This is a genomic window from Apibacter raozihei, assembly GCF_004014855.1.
GTDB classification, from domain to species: Bacteria; Bacteroidota; Bacteroidia; order Flavobacteriales; family Weeksellaceae; genus Apibacter; species Apibacter raozihei.
In genome coordinates this window covers 3,268,214-3,293,048 of record NZ_CP034930.1, presented here as the reverse complement: position 1 = coordinate 3,293,048, position 24,835 = coordinate 3,268,214, and the positions used below count along the sequence as shown (strand labels likewise).

The following is a 24,835-nucleotide window of genomic DNA, read 5'->3' as shown; positions in this document are numbered from 1 at the left end:
TTTTTATAAATTTGGCTAGAAAATTAAATTGATAATAAATACAGTTGAATCTGTAGGGCAAAGTTGTTAATTATTTTTATAAAAAAAAAGTGGAATACCTGTTGTTTATTTAGAAATTTATTAGTAAGTAATGTATATGATTTTTAACCATGATTAAAGTAACAACCAAAGTAAGAGTAAGATATGGAGAAACCGATCAAATGGGCTATATCTATTATGGAAATTATCCATCCTATTTTGAAGTAGGAAGAGTCGAATTATTTAGGTCTATAGGTTTGTCTTACAAAGATATAGAAGACAGCGGAGTAATGTTGCCGGTCGCAGATTTATCTGTGAAATATATAAAACCCGGACGCTATGATGATGAATTATCAGTAACAACTTATATAAATAAATTACCAGACGGAGTGCGAATTTTTTTTGAATATGAGATAAGAAATCAAGATGAAATTGTATTAACTACAGGGTCAACTACTCTATATTTTATGGATAAAAAAACAGGTAAAATTTTACGTTGTCCGGAGTTAATAAAATCGATTATGAAACCTTTTTTTGAGTAACAAAATTTTGGGCAAATAATGAATCAAATTTTTCATAAAATTCAGTTTTTCTTTTAAGTGGAATTTCTATGGAAAGTTCACAATTTTCAGAAAAATTAAAATTTAAAATATCCAGATTCATTTTTTTTAAAAGAGTCATTACGGCTGACTGATGGTTATAATCAAAAGTTAACTCATAAATTTCGGAAAGTTCTTTAATTATAATATCGCTTTGTTCAATAGTAAAAAGTGCAGATTCTTTATAAGCTTTAATTAGCCCACCAACTCCAAGTTTCGTTCCTCCAAAATATCGAACAGAAATTAATAAAACATTGGTGAGTTCAAATGATAATAGTTGATGATAGATGGGGAGTCCGGCAGTCCCTGAAGGTTCACCATCATCATTGACACGATAATTGTCTCCAGATACTCCTAATCGGTAAGCATAGCAGTAGTGAGTGGCTTGTGGATACATTTCCCGGGTCTGAAGAAGAAACTTTTTAATGTCTTCTTCATTAATTACAGGATATATTAAACCAAAAAATTTACTTCCTTTAATTTTTACCAAAGCATCGGTAATAGACTGAGAGATCGTTTTGTATTCAAAAGTTTCTGACATGTAAACAAAGATACTAATAAATGATTTTAAATTTAGCTTTTGAACCTATTGCCCGCTTAAATTTTGAATATAAGTGATCAGGTTGGTGTTTATATATTCCTGATGGGTAATGTTACCAAAAAGAGTAGGAGAATCTGTTCCGTTTTTAACAATCGTGTTTGAAGTAGTAATTATAGCTTCATCCCAAAGAGAGTTGTCTATAAAATTTTGTAGAGTTTGTCTACCACCTTCAACAATCAATGATTGAATATTTCTTAAATAAAGATTATTTAATATTTGGGTATATATATTTTCTGAGAAATCAATCCGTATATATTCAGTGAACTCTTTTTTTAAATTTTTCTTTTCGTTGAATATTAAGGTAGGAGCTTCAGAGTTGTATAATCGGAAAGATTCCGGAACATCCAGTCGTCTGTCTATAAGAATTCGTAAAGGATTGCTTCCATGAATAGAACGGCAGGTAAGTGCAGGGTTATCTGTTACTGCGGTATTTTTCCCTACAAGGATGGATTCTTCCTGACTTCTGATTAAATGTGTTTTTTGTAATGAATAAGGATTGCTTATCCAGAAAGGAGAATCTCTATCCTCACCGTTGTCAATTTTTTTATTAAGGGTTTCCGCCCATTTAAGAAATATATACGGTCTTTTTTTTATATGAAAGGTAAAAAATCTCTTGTTTAAATTATAACATTCATTTTCAAGTATTCCTGTAACAATAGGTATTCCTGAATTTTTAATTATTGATATACCCTTTCCATTTACTTTTGAATTTGGATCTATAGAGCCTATTATAACTCTTTTAAATTGCAATTCTGCAATTTTTACCGCACAAGGAGGAGTCTTACCGTAATGTGAGCAAGGCTCTAGCGACACATAAATATCACTTTCCTTTAAAAGAGTTTTATCTTTTACAGAATCTATAGCATTAATTTCAGCATGAGCTTGTCCTGCTCTTTTGTGCCAGCCTTCACCAATAATTTGATTTTTATAAACGATAACCGAACCAACTAACGGATTGGGATAAGTAGTTCCTAATCCGTTCTTAGCTATTTGTATGCATCTTCGGATGTAGTTTTCATCCTGCTCAATCATAAAACTACTCTTCAGTTTCCGGTTTATTTACATTTTCCGATTGTGCTTTTGTATTAGTTGCACTCGTATCGGATAAATCCAGATTGATTAATTTAGAATAAGTTTGTTTTAACTCTTCTAATTTAATTTTTTTAGACTCTATATTGTTTAAAGTGTTTTGTAATAATGGATTGTCTTGTTTTGCATTAGAAAAGAAAGAAAGATTATTCTCTAATTGAACAACTTCATGTTCCAGATCCTGCATCTGTTTTTTCATTTTTCTCAGATCCTCGTCCAGCCTTCTGTCATCTTTAGCTTGTTTATAATTTTCAACCTTTATGTTTAATTGCATTTCGTCAATAACATTTTTCTGAATATCGAATTGTTTAATCAGCTTTTTAATAGACTGATTAAATTCTTTATTGATATCCATATTTTCTCTAGGTACTTTACCTATAGAATTCCAACGAATGCTATATTCATTGATTTTGTTTAAAGCCTCATCTTTACTCAATTCGGATAGAGAATCCAATTCAGAAAGAAGTGCTTGTTTCTTCTCTAAGTTTTCAATCCATTCCTCATTAGTTTTTGAATTTCGTTGTTTATATTTATCAAAAAAATAATTACAATTTTCACGAAATTCATTCCATAATTTATCTGAATATTTTCTGGGAACGTGACCTATATTTTTCCATTCGTTTTGGATTTTTTTGTAAAGATTCAAAGCTACATCCCAGTCTTCACTGTCTTTATTAGATTTAGCTATTTCCAACAAATCATTTTTCTTCTTTAAATTTTCTTGTTGAATTTTTTTCAGATCTTTATAAAATGTGTTTTTCTTAGTGTTTATATCATGAAGTAAGTCTTTAAAACTTCCCCATGTTTCACTGCTAAATTCTTTTGGAGTCCTTCCCGTAGAAAAGAATTCTTCCCTTAACTGTTCGATTTTCTTTACGTTATTTTGCCAGAAAGAATGATCCGGAGTAGTTACTGAAACAATCTTTTTTAATTCCGCAATAATAAATTGCTTTTTTTCAAGATTAGCCTGCTGTTCTTCTTTAATTTTTTCGAATAACTCGGCTTTACGAGTATGAATTTTCTGAGTAATGGCTTTGAATTCCTGCCAGGTGGTTTCTCTGAATTCTTCTGCTACAGGTTCTGCCTGCTCTTTCCAAAGCTTATGTAAATATTGTAATTCGTTAAGAGCTTTTTGAACACTGGGTTCTGTTACCAATTCTTCAGCTCTTCCGATAATTGCTTTTCTTTGCTCAAGATTATGTGCGTAATCCAACTCCTCTAATTCTTTATTCATCCGAATAAAGTCATGAGTATTGTCTAAATGATGGAAATACGTTCTGAAAACATCTCCTGCTTTAGATTTTGGAATTTTTCCAGCCTCATGCCAACGTTCTTTTATATTTCTGAATTTTTTAAAAAAGCTACCGATAGACTCTATAGGGGTAGTATACAGCTCCTTAAGTTCTTCAATAATCTGAAGCCTTTTATCTAAATTAATCTGTTCTTTCTGTTCAATATCCTTGTAATGAGAACTTAACTTGGTTTTGTAATCATGATATACTGAGTTGAATTTAGTTTTAATAGAGTTATCTGGCTGATAACTTAATTCTTCACCTCCTTCACCTAAAAATTTTTGTTTTCTGTCAGTTTCTGCTTCATCAAATTTTTTATTGAAAGACTCCCGTATATGATTCATCGCATCACTAATCAAATAAACAGGATAGTCTGCAAGAAGGTTTTTAGCTTTGACAATAAGTTTTTCTAAATCCAAAGAATCGTAATCCTCTTCAGGAATATGTATTTCATCGTTTTCCTGATGAGTTTTTGAATTCTCAGCATTAAGTTCATCAAAAGTGTTTTCACTTTGATTACTGTTTGTTGCTGCATTTTCAGCATTAACTATATTCTCGTTGTTTTCATTTCCTTCTGCATTATGCAGGTTATCCAATTCCGTACTCATAATCTGATGATATTTTCTCCTAACAAAAATATAAAAAAATATTATATATCTGCTACAGATGTGATAATAAAATCCTGATAAAAATGATATTTAAAAAAAAAAGATTGTTTTTATAAAATATAAAAATTACATATTTATTTTGTATTATATTTTAAATTTGATAAATAATAATACATATAGTTATTTAATAATTAAAGTTAACTAAAAATTAATATAATTTTTGTAGTTTGATGATTAGTTTTGTATTGACTAAGTATAAAGGATTAATCAATTTTAAAATTAAAGTTATGAAAAAAAATTACTCTTTAAACGTCTTATGTTTTATTTTCTGTGTTTGTTTTATCTTCCTGAGCAAGGCTCAATCAGAAACCATTATTTTATTTGAAGACTTTTCCTCTGCGTCAAAAGGTGACGATGTATCGGCTTCCAGTTCTTTATGGGCAGGAAATGATCATATAGTCTTGATAGATAAAGTTTATGAGGCAGGTGGGACCGTAAAGCTGGGAACAAGTGGAGCAGTGGGCTCTATCACTACCAAAGCTCTGGATTTATCCCAAAATAATGGAGTTTTCAAGGTACAGTTTAAAGTCAAAGGATGGAATAATTCCGGAAAAGTTCTGGTTACTGTCTCTGATTTGCCTTCGCAGGAAATATCTTATTCAGGGTCAAAAAATGACTCTTTTGAACAGGTGGAGGTAGTATTTACGGGAGGAAAAAAAGATGCAACGATAAGGATTGAAACTTTAAATGTTCCGGCTAATTTGAGAAGAGCATTTATTGATGATTTAAAAGTTTATTATGGAGGATCTAATTTAAACAATAATGCAAATTTATCGGAATTAAAAGTTAATAACGAGTTGCTCAATGGATTTTCTTCTTCAAAATCAGGATATTTTTATAACTTATCATCTGGAATAGATGTTCCTGTTTTATCAGCAAAAGCTGAAGATGCTAATGCAAACGTAGTAATATCAAATCTCTCCACTCTTCCGGGGTATGCATACGTAGATGTTACGGCAGAAAATGGGACAACTGTCAAACGATATAGTGTATATTTGTCACAGGAATCTTCTGAAGGAGAAAAAGGGTCTAAATCAAATCCGTATACTATTGATGAAGCAAGATCTAATCAGCACCCTGCTGGTGTCCTTACTAAATATTGGATGAAAGGTTATATTGCAGGAGCAGTAAATGGGACCATCAATAACATCGAAACTTCCGGTTTTACCAAAAATACCAATTTGGTTCTTTCACCTTCTGCAGATACAGATGTTTCCGATACATCGTTGTTAGTTCCGGTTGAGTTACCTATTGGTTCAGTCAGGAATTCTTTAAATTTGGTAGATAATAATCATAACTATAAAAAAGAAATTAAATTATATGGGACTTTAGAATCCTATTTTTCCTCACCAGGAATTCGCTCGGTTTCAGATTATGTATTGGATATTTTATCTACGGAAGAAATAAATTATAATGAGGAGGTTTCAGTATTGTCAACTACAGTTTTAGATGATTACCTGTCTGTTCTATGGTTGGGTAGATCTAAGATTGAAATTTATTCTATAAACGGTAAACTTGTAAAATCAGCCGAGTTAGCTGATAAGCAGCCTTTATATGTTGCTGATTTGAATCCTGGAATATATATTGTCCGAATACTAAATGACAGGAAAGTAAAAAGTATAAAAGTTGTGAAAAAATAGTTGTAATAAACATTATAATATTTATTTAAGAAGAGCTGTGAATATAAACAGCTCTTTTTATTAATATAAACATTCTTTTAATTGATTTTAAAAAAGAGCATAAAGAAGAAAATACCGAATATATAATGTAAATAATTATTTTAACTTTTTTTAAATCCATTCAATATCGAAAACTTCAGAAAATTTTTCTTTAATAACAGTTTTTACTTTATTAATGTCTTCTTTGTATCCCAATTCTTTTTCTATAGAGGTAACTGCCTTGTTTTTAATTCCACAAGGTACAATATGTGAAAAATAATGTAAGTCTGTATTCACGTTAAGTGCAAAGCCATGCATAGTAACCCATCTGCTGGCTTTTACTCCCATTGCGCAGATTTTTCTAGCATAAGGTTTGCCGGGGTCAATCCATACACCTGTTTCTCCGGAAGAACGTTCTCCTTTAATCCCGAAGTGTTCAACTGTTTTAATAATCGTTTCTTCCAGATATCTCATATACTTATGAATATCAGTAAAAAAATTTTCTAAATCCAGGATAGGGTATCCGACAATTTGTCCGGGACCATGATAAGTTATATCACCGCCACGGTTTGTTTTTATAAATTCTGCGTTAAGGTTACGTAAAAATTGCTCATCAATGAGAAGGTTAGAAAAATCGCCATTTTTCCCCAATGTATATATGTGTGAATGAGAAACAAAAAGAAAATAGTTAGGGGTAGTTAAGTGACTGATATTTTCCTTCTTTTTTTTTAATTTAATCTGAACAATTGAGTTTAATAATTCGTCTTGAATATTCCAGGCATCTGTATAAGGCATTTCATTCAAATCCCTGTAATGTACTTTTTTGTTTAGGATTTCATTCATGTGGCAAAAATACATATTTTTGGATTATATATAAACTATATTATTAAAATTAAATAAGTTATATCTATAATAGAATAGGTAAAAAAGATGTGAAAGTATTTATAATTGACTTGGAATCTTATAAATTTGTTAAAATAAATCAATAAAAAAGAAGTTAATTTTTCAGGTTAAATAAAAACCCTTTCAAAGAGATTCTTGAAAGGGCTTAATTAACACTAAAAAACTTTATTAAAGAACAACTAATTATTGATGCAAATATACATTAATTTTTGTAAAAAAAAAACAAAAATAAATATTTGTTAAAAAAATGTTGTTGAAAAGGTGTTGAAATATAATTGTTGTGCAATGTGGTTTGTTTTTTTTTAGTTTAAATTTTTAGTATTTAAGTTTGATTTATTCTAATTTTATATTAAATATTTCATGTTTTATGGTAAGGGTATAATCGTTAAAATAATAACTTAAAATATATATTGTAAAAGAATGAAAATTTTGATTTACATTTGTTCTTATATCACAAAAAAATATAATAAAATTATATAAATATTATGGCTTTAGAAATTAGTGATCAATCATTTAAAGATGAAGTGTTAAGCTCAAACGAGCCTGTTTTGGTGGATTTTTGGGCAGAATGGTGCGGACCTTGTAGAAACTTAACCCCAATAGTAGAAGAGTTGTCTGAAGAGTTTAAAGGGAAAGTAAAAGTTGCAAAAATAGATATTGATGCAAATCAGGAAGTTCCTGTAGAGTATGGGATCCGAAATATTCCTACTCTTCTATTCTTTAAGAATGGACAGGTAGTTGATAAAGTTGTTGGAGTTCAGCCTAAAGAAAAATTGGTTGAAAGAATGCAATCTTTATTAGCTAATTAATCAAGTATTAGTAAAATAATCTATAGAGCCGTCCTGTTTTTCAGGATGGTTTTTTTTGTTTACTATGGTTAAAATATAGTTTGGATTAGTTTACATAATACATGAAACATATATAGTATTTTAAAATATGAATAAATAAAAAAGCCCAGCTGATTAGCCGGGCTTTTTTATTTATGAATTAATTTTTCTCATACGTAAACTTTTAGGGGTTATCTCAAGATATTCATCATCCTTGATGTATTCCATGGATTCCTCTAAAGAAAAATCTATTTTCGGGAAAATTTTAGCAGCCTGGTCAGTACCTGACGCTCGTACATTCGTTAATTTTTTTCCTTTGATAAGATTTACATCCAAGTCATTATCTCTGGAATGTTCACCTACGATTTGTCCTTTATAAATTTGTTCTCCGGGCTCAACGAAAAATTTGCCGCGATCCTGAAGTCTGTCAATAGCGTAAGCAAGCGCCTGGCCTGTCTCAGATGAAACCAAAGAGCCGTTCTGCCGCTGAGGAATAATATCTTTCATCGGTTGAAAATCTTTGAAACGGTGATTGATGATAGCCTCTCCGGATGTAGCCGTTAAAATAAGGTTTCTTAAACCTATCAGGCCTCTTGATGAAATTTCAAATTCAAGATGTTGTAAGTCACCCTTTGGTTCCATAACTTTTAATTCACCTTTTCTTTGAGTTACCAGCTCAATAGCTTTTCCTGAAACTTCAGAAGGCACATCAATGACAAGATTTTCAAAAGGTTCATGTTTAGCACCATCAATTTCTTTAATAGTAACCATAGGACGTCCTACTTGCAATTCATAGCCCTCTCTTCTCATGGTCTCAATTAGAACAGATAAGTGTAGTATTCCACGTCCGAATACATTAAATTTATCCTCAGAATCGGTTTCATCAACTCTTAGAGCTAAATTTATTTCGGTTTCTTTCATTAAACGGTCACGAAGGTGTCTTGAAGTAACATATTTACCTTCTTTTCCAAAAAACGGAGAAGTATTAATGGTAAATAACATACTCATGGTAGGCTCATCAATAGATATTCTTGGAAGAGCTTCAGGTTCATTTAAATCGGCGATTGTATCCCCGATATCAAAACTATCCACACCTATAATAGCACATAAATCACCACTTCTTACAGATTCAACAGCTCTTCTTCCCAAACCTTCAAACACCTGTAATTCTTTGATTCTGATTTTTTTCATTTTATCATTATCCTGACAAAGCATATAATCTTTACCAGCAAATAAATCTCCACGGTATACACGGCCAATGGCTATTTTACCAACGAAGCTAGAAAAGTCCAAAGAAGTAATCTGCATTTGTGCAGTACCTTCAACATATGGAGCTTCCGGTATTAGCTCAATAATTTTATCAAGCAGGTAGTTAATGTTATCCGTTGGATTTTTGTAATCACCGGACATCCAACCTTGTTTAGATGAACCGTATACTGTTTGGAAGTCCAGCTGCTCTTCTGTAGCATCTAAATTAAACATTAGTTCAAAAACTTGATCGTGAACATGTTCCGGCTGGCAATTTTCCTTATCTACTTTATTAATAACCACAATAGGTTTAAGCCCTAATTCAATAGCTTTACTTAAAACAAAACGTGTTTGAGGCATAGGTCCTTCAAATGCATCAACCAAAAGAAGCACGCCGTCAGCCATTTTTAATACTCTTTCAACTTCTCCCCCGAAATCCGCGTGTCCCGGAGTGTCAATAATATTGATTTTTACTCCCTGATAGTTAACAGATACGTTTTTAGATAATATGGTAATACCACGTTCACGTTCAAGGTCGTTATTATCCAGAATTAAATCTCCTTCACTCTTTTCTACTACATGACAGGCCTGGATGATTTTGTCTACTAAGGTTGTTTTACCGTGATCGACATGGGCAATAATTGCGATATTTCTGATTGATTGCATAAAAATATTTAAATTCAGGTGCAAATGTAAGATTTTTATTATGAAACTAAAGAGTAAGGTGATTTAAATTAAATCTTTTAAGTCTTTGTTAAATATGTTTTTAAGGTTTATCAACGGCTACATTTCCATCTCCTTCTAGCAGCATCCATTGGTTTAGGTGGTTAAAAGTGTCGCTGCCGAATGGATAAGAAGTTAAATATACTTTGTAAATTCCCTTAGAAGGGATTCCTTTTTTCCATGAATAATAGCTTATAGAGAGAGAATCAGTAATAGGTATGTTCGTTTGGTTACGTAATACTTTATATATTTTGATTTTAGTCCATGAATATTTGCCTCCTGGTTCTTCGTATAGATATTCAGCTAAAACAATGGCTTTTGAATTTTTTAATTTAACGGAATCCTTATCTGTATAAATGTTTTTTGTTTTATTTATACTTTTTATGGGATCTGTTTTTTTAATCTGAGATTTGTTACACATTATACATAATGCAAAAAGTAACAGAATCGGTGAAAATTTCTTCATTTTCGATTTTATATAATTAATATTCAATTGCTTTTTGAAATGTCCATCCTCCATCCTTAAAGGTCTGAGTTAGTCCATTTCCTGCTTATAATAGTTTAATGTGCCCATTTATTTCCTCTAGTGTTGCTTTTCTGGGGTTGTATTTAATATTGAGAGATAATGTCTCCAAAATTAACTTTAATTTTCTGATATTTCATTTTTGTGTTTATAAGGTATAGTAAATGTATTTATAAATCGTAATTTTTATATTAAAATGTATTCTATATTTATTTAGTGATGCGATTTTTTGTATAGGTTTGTTGATTTGATATTCTAGGATTAAAACTTTTTTATTGTAATTTTACAAAAAAATAATTATGAGAATAATTTATACAGCCATAGTTTTCTGTTTTTTACTTTTGCCTGTCACTTGTACAGATAATAAGCAGAATTCTGTGAAAAATAACAATGATGATACAGAACAAGATAGTTTAGTTATTACAAATAAAGATGAAGTCTCAAAAGATATTAGTTTGGATCCTGTAACCAAATCTGTACCTAAATTTGAGGATGCGCAAGTCAATAAATTTGTTGATGCAACTAAAAAATATTTTGAAGAGGTAGCCCGAGCTAATAAAGAAGGTAATACAGATAAAATAATTGAATTGCAATTGCGTGCAAATGATATTGATGCAGAATTGCAAAAAGTAAAAAAAAGGCTAACAGTGCAGCAGCAAAAACAATTGGAAGATTGGTATATGATGTTAGTTACTGCAGCCTCAAAATAAATAGTAAACACATCTAATAGTTTTAAAAAGCTTTATATTATAATATAAAGCTTTTTTTATATAGAGTAATTAATTTATATATATGCATTAATTGTGTCTAGTAATATAACGTCTTATTTATTAAAATGACTTATATTTATTCTTTAAAAGGATAAATTGATAATTTGTTATGTTAATAAAAACCTATGGAAGTGCTGTCTATGGAGTCAATGCACAATTAATAACAGTTGAAGTTAATATAGATAAAGGAATCGGATATCAGTTAGTCGGCCTGCCAGACAATGCAATTAAAGAAAGTGCCCATAGAATTTCTGCAGCATTAAAAAATTGCGGATACAAAATGCCAGGGAAAAAAATAACGGTAAATATGGCTCCTGCCGATTTAAGAAAAGAAGGTTCAGCTTATGATTTGACGATAGCTATGGGAATTCTGGCAGCATCGGAACAAATTAAATGTGAGCATTTACAAGAGTATTTAATTATGGGAGAATTGTCTTTAGATGGTTCACTTCAACCTATAAAAGGAGTATTACCTATAGCCATTCAGGCCAGACAGGAAGGGTATAAAGGTTTTTTTCTTCCCAAACAAAATGCAAAAGAAGCAGCAATTGTAAATGAGCTTACTGTTTATGCCATTGAAAATATTAAAGAAGTAATAGATTTTTTTGATAAGGGAAAGGCTTTGACTCCATCATATGTCAATACACGAGAAGAATTTTTTAAGAGTTATACGAATCATCCTTACGACTTTTCAGAAGTAAAAGGGCAGGAAAATGTAAAAAGAGCTTTGGAAATAGCCGCTGCGGGCGGACATAATGTTTTGTTGATAGGTCCGCCGGGTAGTGGGAAGACTATGTTGGCAAAAAGGCTTCCATCTATTTTACCACCTTTAACTCTTTCAGAGGCTCTTGAAACAACCAAGATACATTCTGTAGCCGGAAAATTGGGTAATGAGTCATCATTGATGACTGTCAGGCCCTACAGAAATCCTCATCATACCATATCTGGAGCAGCATTAGTAGGAGGAGGAACCTATCCTCAGCCGGGAGAAATTTCTTTATCACATAATGGGGTTTTGTTTTTAGATGAACTGCCTGAGTTTAACCGACAGGTATTAGAAGTATTAAGACAGCCACTCGAAGATAGAATGGTTACTATTTCACGCACAAGATTTACAGTTACATATCCTTCCAGTTTTATGCTGATAGCCTCTATGAATCCTTCTCCATCAGGATATTTTCCTGATGATCCTAAAAATACCAGTTCAATTCAGGAAATGCAGAGGTATATGAATAAAATTTCAGGGCCATTACTGGATCGTTTTGATATTCATATTGAAGTTTCTCCGGTAGCTTTTGATGATTTATCTGAAAAGAGAAAGGGAGAAAGTAGTGAAGCCATAAGAAATAGAGTGATTAAAGCAAGGGAATTGCAAACGATTCGCTATAAATCAATAGAAGAAATTCATTACAATTCCCAGATAGGGCCTAAACAATTAGATGTTTTTTGCGGTTTGAACGAAGATTCAAAAAAATTATTAAAAAAAGCTATTGACAAGTTAGGGCTATCGGCTAGGGCCTACGATCGCATATTACGTGTAGGAAGAACTATAGCCGATTTAGATGAATCTGAGGAAATAGGCTCATATCACATTGCAGAAGCTATACAATATCGTAGCTTAGACAGAAATCATTGGGGCGTATAAGATATTAACAAGTATTTAGTATCTTTACTATGCTATTAATCTGGATAAACAAAATATATGATACGAAAAGTTCGTATGTCGGATGCTAAAAGAATAGCTGAGATATATAATTACTATATTGAAGAAACAATCATAACTTTTGAAGAAGAAAAAGTGAGTGAAAAGGATATAGTTTACAGAATTGAAAAAATTCTGAAAAAGAATTATCCCTATCTGATCTATGAAGAAAATAATGATGTTATAGGTTATGCTTATGTTAATAACTGGAGAGAACGTTCCGCTTATGACATAACATTAGAGACCAGCCTGTATTTAGATCATCATATTACAGGAAAGGGTAGGGGGAATTTGTTGTTGGAAGAACTGATTGAGGAGTCTAAAAAAATAAATGTTCATTCTCTCATTGGTGTCATTTCTTTACCTAATGAACCCAGCAGGAAAATTCACAAACGATTCGGATTTGAACTGGTAGGGAATTTCAGAGAATCAGGTAAAAAATTTAACCGTTTGATTGATGTTGAATTCTGGCAGCTTATCTTGAGATAATAAATATGGTTTTAGCTATAGATGTATATTATTTTGAAGATGCAACAGCCAAATCGGTAGGAGTATTATTTAATTGGGAAGATGAGCATCCTAGGGAAATTATTATTGAAAATGTTAAGGATGTTGAAGAGTATATTCCCGGGCAATTTTATAAAAGAGAGTTACCCTGTATAATTGCCATTTTGAACAAAGTGGATACAAAACAACTGGAAGCTATAATTGTGGATGGTCATATTTATGTAGATAATAATAAAGAATATGGGTTAGGAGGATACCTTTGGAAGCATTTAAACGGAGAAATTCCGGTGATAGGCGTAGCAAAAAAAGATTTTTTTGCCAATAAAGAAACTACTTTTGCATTAGTAAGGGGAGAGAGTAAAAATCCTTTATATATTTCTTCTGTAGGAATGGAAAGAGAAAAGGCTATAGAACTGATAAAAAATATGAAAGGAAAATTCCGTAATCCTACTATATTAAAAGAATTAGATCAGATAACTAAAAGATAAAAAAAAGAGTATTAAAAATTAAAATCAATTAAGATGATACAACATATTGTTATGTGGAAGCTTAAGGAAGCTGATAAAAAAGAAAATGCACAAAGAATTAAGAAAGATCTGGAAGCCTTGAAAGATGTGATTAGTGAATTGGAATTTATTCAGGTAAGTTTTAATATGGATATTGCGTCTCAAAATAATTTTGATGTAATTTTGAATTCCCAATTTAAAAGTTTTGAAGATCTGGATATCTATGCAAAGCACCCGGAGCATGTTAAGGTTGTAGAGTTTATAAAGTCAGTAGTAGAGCAGAGGGTTGCTATAGATTATGAAATATGATTACGAATAGGTAAAATAAAAAAGGAGGTTATAACCTCCTTTTTTTATTATTTTTTATTATTCACAATTTCTGAATCGTGTAAATGTACCGGTTTACTTTTTTTCTTCCCCATTTTTAAATTTATAAATTCAACAAAAAGAGAGAAAGCTATAGCAAAATACAAATAACCTTTGGGAATAGCGCCTACCTCGCTGTCAAATATTCTCAGATGAGAAAGATGAGAAGCTTCAGTAATCAGCATTACACCAATGAGTATAAGGAAAGAAAGCCCCAATATCTGTATGGTGGGATGATTATTTACAAATTTGCTGACTGGTTCTGCAAATATCAACATAACCATTACAGCGAAAACAACAGCTGTAACCATTATAGACATAGCTCCGGCATACCCGAATTCCTTGAAGCTGACTAATCCAATAGCTGTAAGTACACTATCAAAAGAAAAAACAATATCCAGGGCTACTATCTGAACAATAGCAGAGGTAAAATTACTTTTAGCTTTTGAACCAGAATTAGCTTCATCCTCACCTTCGAGCTTATGATGAATTTCAGTAACACTTTTGTACAATAAAAATAATCCTCCAACAAAAACTATGATACTTTGTCCCGAGATACTACCATCGATCCAGGAGATATCAAAAGTAAATATAGGTTTTGTCAATTTTAAAACAAGAGATATTCCAAATAGCAAGGCTATACGAAAAACCATGGCTAGTAAAAGTCCAACTCTTCGGGCTTTGGGTTGTTGTTCTTTAGGTAATTTGGAAGTAACAATAGAGAGAAAAACAATATTATCAATTCCAAGAACAATCTCAAGAAAAGCTAAAGTAATAAGCGCAATCCAAGCGCTGGGTTGTAAAAAAACTTCAATAAATTCCACTAATATAATTTTTTAACAAATGTAAATAAAAGCTCGTTATCTTTGTAATCGATTTTTAGCTAAATATTTGTTAATGAAAATACCTGCTTTAGCTCAATTACACCTTATCGTTTTCATGTGGGGATTTACAGGTGTAATGGGGAAATTAATTACTATAGGTGCCATTCCTTTGGTTTGGTGCAGATTATTAATAGCATCAATACTTTTGTTTGCTTATTTACGGTTTTTAACAAAAGAAAGCTTTTCAATTAATAGAAAGCTATTTCTTCAACTAATAGGTTGTGGAATTATTATAGGAACTCATTGGGTTTTATTTTATGGTTCAATTAAAATATCCAACATATCAATAGCTACATCAACACTGTCAACCGGAACTTTATTTGTGGCCCTTTTAGAACCTTTATTTTTTAAGAGAAAAATCAGAATATCTGAAATTCTTCTTTCTATTGTAATCGTAATATGCATAGTATTAATTTTTAATACCGAAATGTCCTATTGGAAAGGCATCATTATGGGAATTGCCTGTGCTTTTTTATCCGCCTTGTTTTCTACCATTAATGGAGTAATGTACCATAAGGGAAGTTCAACCATAATAACATTTTACGAAATGATAGGAGGTTTTCTGATTTTAACCCTGTTTATGTGCCTGAGTAATAGTTGGGATTCAGTTATTTCTATTCAGCCTATGGATACTTTATGGCTTTTAATTCTGGGAGGATTATTAACCAGCTTTCCACTGGTTATGACCATGAGGTTAATGAAACATATTACGCCCTTTACATTAATGTTATCAGTTAATCTGGAACCCGTTTATGCTATATTAATAGCTTTTATTGTTTGGAAAGATTCTGAAAGGATGAGCCCTACCTTTTATATTGCCACGGCAATTATGATATTGGCCATTTGTATTAACGAGTATTTAAAAACTAAAAACAAAAAAAAGACTATTGTTTAACATAGAATAGAAACGATTTTTACAATTGAAATCGGTTGGATAAATAATTTTAATATGCATCGTATTCCCATAACGCTTATTTTTTTCAGAATATTGTTAATACCCATTGTTATTTCCATGTCTTATTTGGGAGGTAATTCAATAAGAATATTTATCGTAATACTTATGTATTTAGGATTATTATCTGATATATTTGATGGAATTATTGCAAGGCGGTTAGGAATAGCTACTGAAAAGTTAAGAAGATTGGATAGTTTAGTAGATCTTTTTTTCTGGTTATCTATAGGAATATCATCATGGATAATCAGCCCGGAAATAATAAAAAATAACAGCGTACCAATTATTTTCCTGTTTATTTTGGAAATAATATGCTATTTAGTAAGTTTTCTTCGTTTTAAAAAAGAAGCAAGTACTCACTCTTATACTGCCAAATTGTGGGGATTAAGTTTAGTAGTAGCATTTACCTCGATTATAGGGTTTAATTACGGAGGATTTTTTATGGATAACTCAATTTTGATAGGATACATATCTTACGCAGACGTTATTTTAATACTTTTAATACTTCCTCATTGGGCCCACGACATACCTAGTTTTTATCACGCATATTTAGTCAGAAAAAACATTCCGTTTAAAAAAAATCATTGGTTTAATTAAAACAGGGAGGTCTGTAAGGTAGGACTTTCATGGGCTAACAGTTGTTTTTTTATAGGCAAACCTCCGGCATAACCTATCAGTTCCCGATTAGAACCTATAATTCTATGGCAGGGTATTATAATGGATATAGCATTTGCTCCGTTAGCAGAAGCTATAGCACGTATCCCCTTTTCATTTTTCATTTTTTTAGCAAGACCCAGGTAGGTTTCTGTTTTACCATATGCTACTTTGTTGAGTTCTTCCCAAACTGACTTTTGAAAATCGGTGCCACATAATAAAAGGGGGAGTTCAAAAGATGTTCTTTCTTTATTACTGTACTCTACGAGCTGTTGTATAGTTGCTTCTATAATTTGAGAACTATCTTCTTTATACTCAGCTTTCAAAAATTTTTTAATCCGTAAATCAATAGATTCCCGTCTTTTTCTATATCTCCAATCGCATAAACATAATTGATTATTAAAAGATCCTATAACTAGTTCTCCGAAAGTACTATTAAAATGTTGTATATTAATAATATTCATAAGTTCATATAAACATTTAAAGAAATGTAATAAGTAAAATTACCATTTATATAAATATTAATTGATTAAAAATGCAAAAAGATTTTCTTCTATTAGTATTTTTGTTTCTTATTAAAATATAACTGATTTTTCGATATGTTAAGATGATACTAAATTTCATTAATAAAATAAAGAAAGTCCTGACTTTAAGTGAAGAGACAAAAAAGGATCTTATGATAGCTTTATACTCTCTACCTGGAATTATCATTATTTATGCAGTTGGGCTTTATTTTGATTCTATAATATACACTAGTATTGCAGCAGGAGGTGCGGTTACAGCAGGATATGGAGCAAACAAAAAAATTCTGAAATACCCTTTAGCCCCTATGTTCATAGCAGTTATAGGTATGAGTATATGTGCCTGGATAGGTTCTCTTACAGGACATTTTTTTCCTTTATATATTTTAGGAAGTATGATGTTTGCAAGTTTGTGTGCCTTGGTTGCTTTAATAGATCAAAATGCGTGGTGGATAGTTATACAATGGGCGATAGCATTCTTCGTAGCCGGTTATTATGCCGGGGATATGCATGCAGCAACGCAAAGAGCTTTTTTTATATTAATCGGCGGTTTGTTTCAATGTTTGTGTATCATTTTTCTTTTACGTAAATTATCATTTCATAGAAATATAATGAAGCCTAAAAATATATTAAGAATTTTAAAAAACATACATCAAAATATAGACAAAAAAATACGATTCAGTGCGGCGGCGGTTTACGCATTTTTAACTGTTTTTTTATGCTTTGTTTTTATTTATCTTTTTAAAGTTGAATATTATTACTGGGCAACCATGACTGCTGTATTAATTTTAAAACCAGACTTTGTCAATACCTTTCAGCGTGTAAAAAACAGATTGATCGGGACATTTGCCGGAATTATGATTGCTACGGGTTTGGTCTTAATTGATTCTTCAAAATACGTAATGGCTGCTGAAATAATTATTTCGTTATATTTATGTTATGCCATGGCTAATCAGTCTTATGCAATATTAACAACTTTTATAACAATTTCAGCTGTTTTAATGTTTGCTATTAATGGGACTCCTGAGAAACTGGTAGCTGTAAACCGGATACTGGCAACAGCTATAGGGGGAATATCTGCATTATTGGTAATGACCCTAAGTCTTTTCTATATGAAGATTTCCGGAATAATTAATAAAAGTTAATTATATTATTCAATCTCCATAGTAAATATCTGTTTTAATTATTGAGAAACATGCATCTATGATAAATATTAAAAATACTTACATATTGCTGCATTAAATTTTTAAACCTTGAACCATGCGAGTTATCGTATAGATAGAAACTATTCTTTATTAATCGATTATAACTATACCTTGTATTTTTGTTTTCTAAGATAGATTGTATCGTTATTGGAAATTCAGAATGTGATTTTCAAATAAGAATTTATAATATTTTTATTACATATATCACAATATTTTCAAAAAACGGCAATTTTAATTTTCTTTTAATATTGTAAATAAGAACTTATCTAGTCTTTTATGATAGGTTAATAAAAACAAAATTCCATAAAAAAATTATGGAATTTTATATATGATTATTTTGTAGTAAAGATTAGCTTACCAATTGCTTTTGAAAAGAAAATTTAACGCTTTGTAATACTTTGTTAATTTCATTTTCAATGCTTTTAAGCTCAGATACAAACTCGCTTTTGCTTTCTTCTTTAGTTAAAATTGAATTTACTTTAGACTGATAATATTCCACTGCATTTTGCATATTCTGACAAAATACTTCGTAATAGTTAGCAATTTTCTTATCTGTATAATCAACAACTTCAGAAAACTGTTCTTTTAAATACTTGACATAAATGTGTAATTCTTTAATGAACATATGCGGTCTATATCCGGGTTTTAAAATATTTGTACGCCCGTAAATATGATCAACCATTTCTTTAAGTGAAACAATTTTGTCAAAATAAGCAATATTTGGTCCGGGACATATAGTAACACCCAGTATTTCTTTAGTAACGGGAGATAGATCATATTTGCGCAGAGCAGCATTACTTAAACCAGCACACAAACATTCTTTAGTAAGAACCGCTGCAATTTTTTTACGACGTTCTTCCTGAGTTATATCCATTTTACTTATTTGCTTGATTTTTTGTCGGATATAAGATACCGAAGCTGTACAAATAGGTCTTTTGGTAAATTCAGTATCCGATTTAAGAAGTTTTTCAGTACAAGGACTTCCTGGTTTTCCTCCTTCAGCCAGACTGTATTTTTCTTTTTCACCGGAAATATTTTTAAGATAATTAAATGGAACTCCCAAAGGAGAGTTTTTACTTAAATATATATCCTTTTCAGTGGAGCGGGATAATGCTTCCAATGTTTCATCGTCAATGCTTACAGCCTCTGGAACCAGTAGAAACGGACTACCCCATCCGGTAGCATCTACCTTATAATAATTATGTAACAGTTCATTCTCTTCATGGGTACCAATACCTCCCTGAACTGTAATTCTAACTTCCGGTGCTGTTTCCGGTACAAATTTTTCTTTTAAAGACAAAGCTTTGCTGTAAATGGAAAATAATTCTTCGGTAAGTGAAACTCGTTTCTCTTTAAATTCTTCCAGTATAGGCCCCAGCATGTACCCTTGGCTTGCAAATGCGTGTCCACCACAATTTAAACCTGATTCAATTCTGAATTCAGAAACCCATAATCCTTTTTTTGCAAGGTATTTACCCTGAATCATAGCTGATCGGTAATCACTGACTTTAATGATTATCTTTTTGGTGAAATTACCGTTTTTCATATCTGTGAATGCAGACAGGTTTTCAAGATAATTGAATAAACGGGGATTCATTCCTGCCGAAAATATGACAGATGAATTTTCCAGATTACTTTCAGAATATCCTTTTAAAGCTGTAATTGCATCTGAACCGTCCTCAACAACAGATCCGTCTCTCAAGTATTGATTATTGTCAACTTTTGTCATGATATTAACATCGATACTTCCTGCTTGAATTTGTTCTTTAAGTTCCTGCTGAAGTTTCTTTTTTTCATAACTGTCATGAATATCCTTCATTTTTTTATACAGTTTCTTCAAAAAATTATCTTCCGGTAGCATTTCAAAATAAAGAATTAAATCAGAACCAGGCTCAAAAGATGAGTTTTTCAATTTATCAATTTGATTTTGTACCATTTGGTTCAACAGATTTAAATAATCTGTAATACGTTTGGAACGGTAATCCGGATCCGATGTTTCTATAGGGTGGTAAGTATTATTATTTTTTTTATAATAATATTCCCTCATGCGTTCTATAAGATTGTCCTGAACAATAGATATGACAGAAGATATACCAAATCTGGCAACCTTTACCGGAGTATCTATTGTATATGAAATTCCCATAACCGGAATGTGAAATGTATGAAAATTTTTATTCATTTATATAAGCGTGTGTTGTGTTGATTAATTTAATAGTTGATAAAATTGCTAGATTTAAGTAGGTTTTGTTTGATTTAATATATAGCATTCCAAATTCCTTATTATACATCTTATTTGAGCTAGTAAGTAAGGAATTCATGATGAGATAAAATATTTAACTTTTATTATTGACTAAGTATTATTAACAGTGAAAAATTTAAATCTTTAAATAAAATTTAACTCAAAATTAATTCATATTTGCCTAATAGAATGTTAAACATAAGATAAAACTTATATTATTTGCAAAAAGTTTAATGTATATTAAATTTTTCACTAATCTTGAGTAGGTGGCTTTATATGCAAATTATTTATTTTGATAGCTATAAACACTTTCTGTTCCGTTTTTCAGGAAATCAACAACTGTTGAAGATTTTAAAGCGGGTACTTCATATTTTTTAGTTTCCTGAACCAGCAATTGCCCATCATGTGTAATACCTATTCTTTTATTGCTTATTACACAGCCATTTGAAATTTTAGATAGATCAATACAGTTTTTTTCTCGTGGAAAAACAAAAAATCCATTTTTATATTTTCCTGTAGCATTAAATGTTTTTACTGTTTGATTCCCTTTTTTTAACTCAAAGAAAACAGTATTTCCTTCAAATAAAACATTGACCCAGTCATTGTCATTCCAGTTACTGGTCAGTGAGTCTTTTTTAAACCCTCTGACATATCTTTCTATATCTTTTATATTCTTAATTGTTGGAATGTCACTTTGTAAAAATTTATAAATACCATGTTTATTTGAATTTCCGGTAAGAATTGTCGAACTTCCGTTTGAATCATATTCACGAGATGCAAAAATTTTATAGCCTCCGGAATATTGATGAGAATTTTGACTGGAAATTTTTTTTACATTTCCACTGGTAAAACTTTCAGTAAAGTTTGAAGCACAACTGGTTAATGTAAAAAGTAATACGGATAAAAATAATAGTTTGTTCATGAATAGATTTTTTAGTTAAAACGAAATTAAATAATTTAAATTGTATTTTTTTCAAAACAGTCGGTATCAGGTTATGGAGGTTCAAAGAAATGCCTTACATATTACTAAAATAGTATAAAAATTTCTTACGTAATATTTACAAATATTAAATCAGTTGCCTTAAGGATATTATTATTAACTGTTTACCTCATTAAAATGTGTTGAAGCCCAATCAATAAGCATTTGTATAGCAGGGAGTAAACTTTTACCGGTTTCGGTTAATGAATACTCAACTTTTGGAGGAATTTCCGGATAAGATTTTCTATTTACAAGATTATATTCTTCAAGATTCTTGAGCGTATGAGTCAGCATTTTTTGAGAAATATCAGGAATTTTTTTATTGATTTCCCCATACCGAAGTTTACTTTCTGAAGACAATACCGATAATACTAATAAAGACCATTTATCGCTAAACCGGCTTAATACATTTCTAACCGGGCAAGTCGGATATTCTAAATTCAGGGTTTTCATATTTTTTTTAACAAATATACAATAACTCTCTAATTGAAAGTAACATTCTTTTATTAAGGTATGAATAAAAGTTAAAAATTTGTTAAAATAAAATTTTTAAGTGTTTGATTATTAATAATTCTAACTATAGGTGTTCGTTAGTAACCTACTTGTATATAAATAGATTCAAGAGTAGTTTTGCTTCAGAAATCAATAAAAATAAAAAAAATGAAAATAGCAATTATCGGAACAGGAAATGTAGCTCAGGCATTAGTAAAAGGACTAATTTCTGAAAATTATGAAATTAAAATTGGTACTCGAAACGTTAATAAAGAAAACGGAAATATAGATATACTTAAAAACATTAATTCAAGTATAGATATAACAACGTATGATAACGCAGTAGAATTTGCAGATATTATTATTTTATCAGTTCCGGGAGCCAGTTTATTAGAAGTAATTGAAACCATAGGGATTTCTAAATTTAAAGAAAAAATACTTTGGGACATAACTAATGCATTGTCTGGTGAAGCTCCTGTAAATGGGGTAATAAAGCTTATTACTAATTCTGAGGAATCAATAGCTGAAAAAGTTCAGAAACAGCTTCCTTATACTTACGTTGTTAAAGCCATGAACACCGTAGGTGCTCATTTAATGTACAAACCCAAATTTAGTGAACAGGGAACCGTATTTATTTCAGGGAATGATGAAAACTCTAAAAAAATTATAGCAGAAATAGTAATAAAGTTTGGCTGGAATTTTTATAATTCTGGTAAAATAGAATCATCAAGAGCTTTAGAATATATGGGACAGTTCTATATTGCTCAGGGAATTTTTTCAGACAATTGGAACAGTACTTTCAAATACATACAATAATTAAATATAAAAGTTCAAATCATTTTAAAATTAAAACCAGTGAAAAGTATAAAATGTTATCTGATAAGTAGTTTGTTTTTAATAACATTCAATCTTTACTCACAAGTCACAGAAGAAAAAAATTATAAAATTACGGCTGTGAATACTTTTGTTTCGGAAGAAAATATGACAGATGAAAAAATAGTGAGAATTGTTAAAGATTCTAAAATAAAAGAAGTAGATGAAGCAACCTTTGGTCTTTTAAATGATGTCAATTTTAAAAATGGAACTATAGAGGTAAAGGTTTTGAGCAAGCTTTTGAATGATGCTCCTGAGTATTCAAGAGGATTTATTGGAATAGCTTTTAGAATAGCTAAGGATTATTCACAATTTGAATGCATTTATATTCGCCCCACCAATGGCAGAGCAGATGACCAGATACGCAGGAATCATAGCATACAATACTTTGCCTATCCGGATTACAAATATCAGCGTTTAAGAAATGAGTCTCCTGAAAAGTATGAATCGTATGCTGATATGGGGCTTAATGAATGGATTCAGTTGCAAATTGAAGTAAAAGGAGATAAAGCAAAATTATATATCAATAACCAGGAAGAACCTTCGCTTATTGTAAATGATTTGAAACTAGGTGATAAACAAAAAGGAGGCATTGGTTTTTTTGTGGATATTGGAACTGAAGGGTTTTTTAAAGATTGGAAAATATATGAAAATTAAATTAGTTATATAAAAATAATTATTTTAATATAATATTTGTTAATTTTTCACATATTCTAATTTTTTAACCTTTATTTTATTTTTTTTGTAATTTATTTTTATCTTATTTTAGCTGTAGTTAAATATGAGAAAATATGAAAAAAATTTATTTTGTTTTATTACTAGCTACAATTTTCGTTGCTTGTAATGAAGATTTCAACCAGACGGATTCAAATTTGGGAACCAGTAATAATATTAATTTATCTACCGATAAAAAAATGTTAGAAGAAGTAGCTGTACTACTTTCAAATTTAAATTTAGATTTAGAAGATTACAAAGAAATTCATCAATCAATATCCCAGTCATTAGAATATGGTTTAGATGAATGCTATTATTTTAGAGAAATATTAAATTTTAATCAAAATAATAAAATTATCAATACAACGAACTCTTCATTAAAACAAAAGCTTACTAATAGTTTGTCTTTATCAAGAAATAATATTTTAGATAAGCTTACTAATTCAAATATTCAGATATACTGGCCATATTCAGAAGACTGGGATCAAAAAACTATCCCTGTTATTACTTTCGCTGATGATAACAAAAATATACATACAGCATTTAAAAGTATTATACTACCCGAAGGAACTATAAAAACAGATACTTTATTTGTTGATGAGGAATATGCAAAAAGAAATCCTGTAATTGTAATTAATTTAAATACATTGCCTTACGAAGAAATACCTGATTTTTCTAATAATAAATTTATAAATAAAGATAACGTCTTATTTTCATCAAAAAAAGCAATAAATAAGATTAATACAAATTTATACGAAATTGAAAAAGTTGGTGATCCAATATATTCGATTAAAATAGGAAAATTTATGGCTAGCAAGCAATATGATGATTGGGCTAATGGAGGATCTGAATTTGTCATTCACATAGGTGCAGTAGATCAATTTAAAATAAATACTGTTGATGATTTAAGGAATGTGAATCCGAATATTAGTAGAGTAAGAATTACAAGAAGTAGAAAGGATATTTCCAAAAAGAGATGGACAGATGTTAATGCCGTTATGGTATCAGATTCACAACCTAATGATATAGATTTAGCATTTATGTTAGTTGAAGAAGATCAAGGATCTGGCAGATTTTGGGAAGCAAATTTAGGATTAGAATTGGCAGGTAAAAAATATAGAATTGATGCAAAGCTTCCTTTTAAGTCTGGAGATGATATGATTTATCAAGTTAAATATAGAAGAAATTTTATTTTTTCCACTCTAAATTATAATACTAAAAATAATACTTTTGTTGAGCATACTGCTGGAAATTGCTATTGGACATTAGAAGTAAATAAGGGTCAAATTATAAACTATTGATAATGTTAGGGCTGTTATGAA

The 24,835-nt window shown here is 30.4% G+C and carries 25 protein-coding genes; 14 read left to right on the top strand and 11 right to left on the bottom strand.

Translation table 11 applies throughout. From position 1 onward, the window contains the following. The first annotated feature begins 149 nt into the window (after positions 1-149). Positions 150-560 carry an acyl-CoA thioesterase gene (locus tag EOV51_RS14560; RefSeq protein WP_128153255.1) on the top strand — a complete coding sequence of 137 codons (411 nt, stop codon included), beginning with the start codon at positions 150-152 and terminating at the stop codon, positions 558-560. Here the strand turns inward: EOV51_RS14560 and EOV51_RS14555 are convergent. Genes EOV51_RS14555 through EOV51_RS14545 form a run of 3 tightly spaced genes read right to left on the bottom strand, consistent with a single transcriptional unit; the run spans position 538 to position 4,207 of the window. After that, positions 538-1,158, bottom strand: coding sequence for a YigZ family protein (locus EOV51_RS14555; protein WP_128153254.1), 621 nt, complete (start codon positions 1,156-1,158; stop codon positions 538-540). The genes EOV51_RS14560 and EOV51_RS14555 overlap by 23 nt on opposite strands. Before the next feature lie 45 nt (positions 1,159-1,203). Beyond that, positions 1,204-2,250 carry a bifunctional diaminohydroxyphosphoribosylaminopyrimidine deaminase/5-amino-6-(5-phosphoribosylamino)uracil reductase RibD gene (gene ribD, locus EOV51_RS14550; RefSeq protein ID WP_128153253.1) on the bottom strand — a complete coding sequence of 349 codons (1,047 nt, stop codon included), beginning with the start codon at positions 2,248-2,250 and terminating at the stop codon, positions 1,204-1,206. A gap of 4 nt (positions 2,251-2,254) precedes the next feature. Then, positions 2,255-4,207: a DUF349 domain-containing protein gene (locus EOV51_RS14545; RefSeq protein ID WP_128153252.1), complete on the bottom strand. Its 1,953-nt coding sequence runs from the start codon at positions 4,205-4,207 to the stop codon at positions 2,255-2,257. Between the two features lie 287 nt (positions 4,208-4,494). Here EOV51_RS14545 and EOV51_RS14540 point away from each other — a divergent pair, with 287 nt between their 5' ends. Further along, positions 4,495-5,907, top strand: coding sequence for a DUF6359 domain-containing protein (locus EOV51_RS14540; protein WP_164875326.1), 1,413 nt, complete (start codon positions 4,495-4,497; stop codon positions 5,905-5,907). 150 nt (positions 5,908-6,057) lie between these two features. Here EOV51_RS14540 and lipB read toward each other — a convergent pair whose 3' ends face one another. Beyond that, complete coding sequence (gene lipB / locus EOV51_RS14535; protein ID WP_128153250.1) at positions 6,058-6,768, bottom strand: lipoyl(octanoyl) transferase LipB; 711 nt, start codon at positions 6,766-6,768, stop codon at positions 6,058-6,060. 545 nt (positions 6,769-7,313) lie between these two features. On the opposite strand from lipB, the gene trxA reads away from it, so the two are divergent. Further along, on the top strand, positions 7,314-7,637 hold the full coding sequence (trxA, locus tag EOV51_RS14530; protein WP_128153249.1) for a thioredoxin: 324 nt from the start codon (positions 7,314-7,316) through the stop codon (positions 7,635-7,637). Positions 7,638-7,808: 171 nt separating this feature from the next. On the opposite strand, the gene typA is transcribed toward trxA, so the two are convergent. Both typA and EOV51_RS14520 read right to left on the bottom strand, forming a co-directional pair. Beyond that, positions 7,809-9,569, bottom strand: a complete 1,761-nt coding sequence (gene typA / locus EOV51_RS14525) for a translational GTPase TypA (RefSeq protein WP_128153248.1) — start codon at positions 9,567-9,569, stop codon at positions 7,809-7,811. Between the two features lie 100 nt (positions 9,570-9,669). Beyond that, positions 9,670-10,092, bottom strand: coding sequence for a hypothetical protein (locus EOV51_RS14520; protein ID WP_128153247.1), 423 nt, complete (start codon positions 10,090-10,092; stop codon positions 9,670-9,672). Between the two features lie 356 nt (positions 10,093-10,448). On the opposite strand from EOV51_RS14520, the gene EOV51_RS14515 reads away from it, so the two are divergent. The 5 genes from EOV51_RS14515 (at position 10,449) to EOV51_RS14495 (ending at position 13,943) form a co-directional block, all read left to right on the top strand. Then, positions 10,449-10,859, top strand: coding sequence for a hypothetical protein (locus tag EOV51_RS14515; protein ID WP_128153246.1), 411 nt, complete (start codon positions 10,449-10,451; stop codon positions 10,857-10,859). Between the two features lie 169 nt (positions 10,860-11,028). Further along, positions 11,029-12,564: a YifB family Mg chelatase-like AAA ATPase gene (locus EOV51_RS14510; protein ID WP_128153245.1), complete on the top strand. Its 1,536-nt coding sequence runs from the start codon at positions 11,029-11,031 to the stop codon at positions 12,562-12,564. A gap of 57 nt (positions 12,565-12,621) precedes the next feature. Beyond that, complete coding sequence (locus EOV51_RS14505) at positions 12,622-13,110, top strand: GNAT family N-acetyltransferase (RefSeq protein ID WP_128153244.1); 489 nt, start codon at positions 12,622-12,624, stop codon at positions 13,108-13,110. Between the two features lie 5 nt (positions 13,111-13,115). Continuing rightward, complete coding sequence (locus EOV51_RS14500) at positions 13,116-13,616, top strand: endonuclease V (protein WP_128153243.1); 501 nt, start codon at positions 13,116-13,118, stop codon at positions 13,614-13,616. Between the two features lie 33 nt (positions 13,617-13,649). After that, the gene (locus EOV51_RS14495; RefSeq protein WP_128153242.1) at positions 13,650-13,943 is read left to right on the top strand and encodes a Dabb family protein; all 294 of its coding nucleotides are present in this window, start codon (positions 13,650-13,652) and stop codon (positions 13,941-13,943) included. A gap of 47 nt (positions 13,944-13,990) precedes the next feature. On the opposite strand, the gene EOV51_RS14490 is transcribed toward EOV51_RS14495, so the two are convergent. After that, positions 13,991-14,824 carry a TerC family protein gene (locus EOV51_RS14490; RefSeq protein ID WP_128153241.1) on the bottom strand — a complete coding sequence of 278 codons (834 nt, stop codon included), beginning with the start codon at positions 14,822-14,824 and terminating at the stop codon, positions 13,991-13,993. 73 nt (positions 14,825-14,897) lie between these two features. Between EOV51_RS14490 and EOV51_RS14485 the strand changes: the two genes are divergently transcribed. After that, on the top strand, positions 14,898-15,779 hold the full coding sequence (locus EOV51_RS14485) for a DMT family transporter (RefSeq protein WP_128153240.1): 882 nt from the start codon (positions 14,898-14,900) through the stop codon (positions 15,777-15,779). 54 nt (positions 15,780-15,833) lie between these two features. After that, a complete protein-coding gene (locus tag EOV51_RS14480; RefSeq protein WP_128153239.1) occupies positions 15,834-16,433 on the top strand; it encodes a CDP-alcohol phosphatidyltransferase family protein in 600 nt (199 codons plus the stop codon). On the opposite strand, the gene EOV51_RS14475 is transcribed toward EOV51_RS14480, so the two are convergent. Next, positions 16,430-16,954, bottom strand: coding sequence for a methylated-DNA--[protein]-cysteine S-methyltransferase (locus EOV51_RS14475; protein WP_128153238.1), 525 nt, complete (start codon positions 16,952-16,954; stop codon positions 16,430-16,432). The genes EOV51_RS14480 and EOV51_RS14475 overlap by 4 nt on opposite strands. 212 nt (positions 16,955-17,166) lie before the next feature. Between EOV51_RS14475 and EOV51_RS14470 the strand changes: the two genes are divergently transcribed. Beyond that, complete coding sequence (locus EOV51_RS14470) at positions 17,167-18,156, top strand: FUSC family protein (protein WP_164875325.1); 990 nt, start codon at positions 17,167-17,169, stop codon at positions 18,154-18,156. A gap of 409 nt (positions 18,157-18,565) precedes the next feature. On the opposite strand, the gene EOV51_RS14465 is transcribed toward EOV51_RS14470, so the two are convergent. The 3 genes from EOV51_RS14465 to EOV51_RS14455 all read right to left on the bottom strand — a co-directional run bounded on the left by EOV51_RS14465 (position 18,566) and on the right by EOV51_RS14455 (position 21,887). Continuing rightward, complete coding sequence (locus tag EOV51_RS14465) at positions 18,566-20,395, bottom strand: hypothetical protein (protein WP_128153236.1); 1,830 nt, start codon at positions 20,393-20,395, stop codon at positions 18,566-18,568. Between the two features lie 343 nt (positions 20,396-20,738). After that, entirely contained in the window at positions 20,739-21,377 is a 639-nt protein-coding gene (locus tag EOV51_RS14460; RefSeq protein ID WP_128153235.1) for a hypothetical protein, read from the bottom strand. A gap of 174 nt (positions 21,378-21,551) precedes the next feature. Beyond that, positions 21,552-21,887, bottom strand: coding sequence for a winged helix-turn-helix transcriptional regulator (locus tag EOV51_RS14455; RefSeq protein ID WP_128153234.1), 336 nt, complete (start codon positions 21,885-21,887; stop codon positions 21,552-21,554). A 207-nt stretch (positions 21,888-22,094) separates the two neighbouring features. On the opposite strand from EOV51_RS14455, the gene EOV51_RS14450 reads away from it, so the two are divergent. From EOV51_RS14450 to EOV51_RS14440, 3 genes are all read left to right on the top strand, one after another. Continuing rightward, complete coding sequence (locus tag EOV51_RS14450; RefSeq protein WP_128153233.1) at positions 22,095-22,742, top strand: NADPH-dependent F420 reductase; 648 nt, start codon at positions 22,095-22,097, stop codon at positions 22,740-22,742. Between the two features lie 39 nt (positions 22,743-22,781). Next, positions 22,782-23,456 (top strand): hypothetical protein, encoded by a 675-nt coding sequence (locus tag EOV51_RS14445; RefSeq protein ID WP_228427646.1) that lies wholly within the window; start codon positions 22,782-22,784, stop codon positions 23,454-23,456. Positions 23,457-23,590: 134 nt separating this feature from the next. After that, positions 23,591-24,814: a hypothetical protein gene (locus tag EOV51_RS14440; RefSeq protein ID WP_128153232.1), complete on the top strand. Its 1,224-nt coding sequence runs from the start codon at positions 23,591-23,593 to the stop codon at positions 24,812-24,814. Positions 24,815-24,835 lie beyond the last annotated feature (21 nt).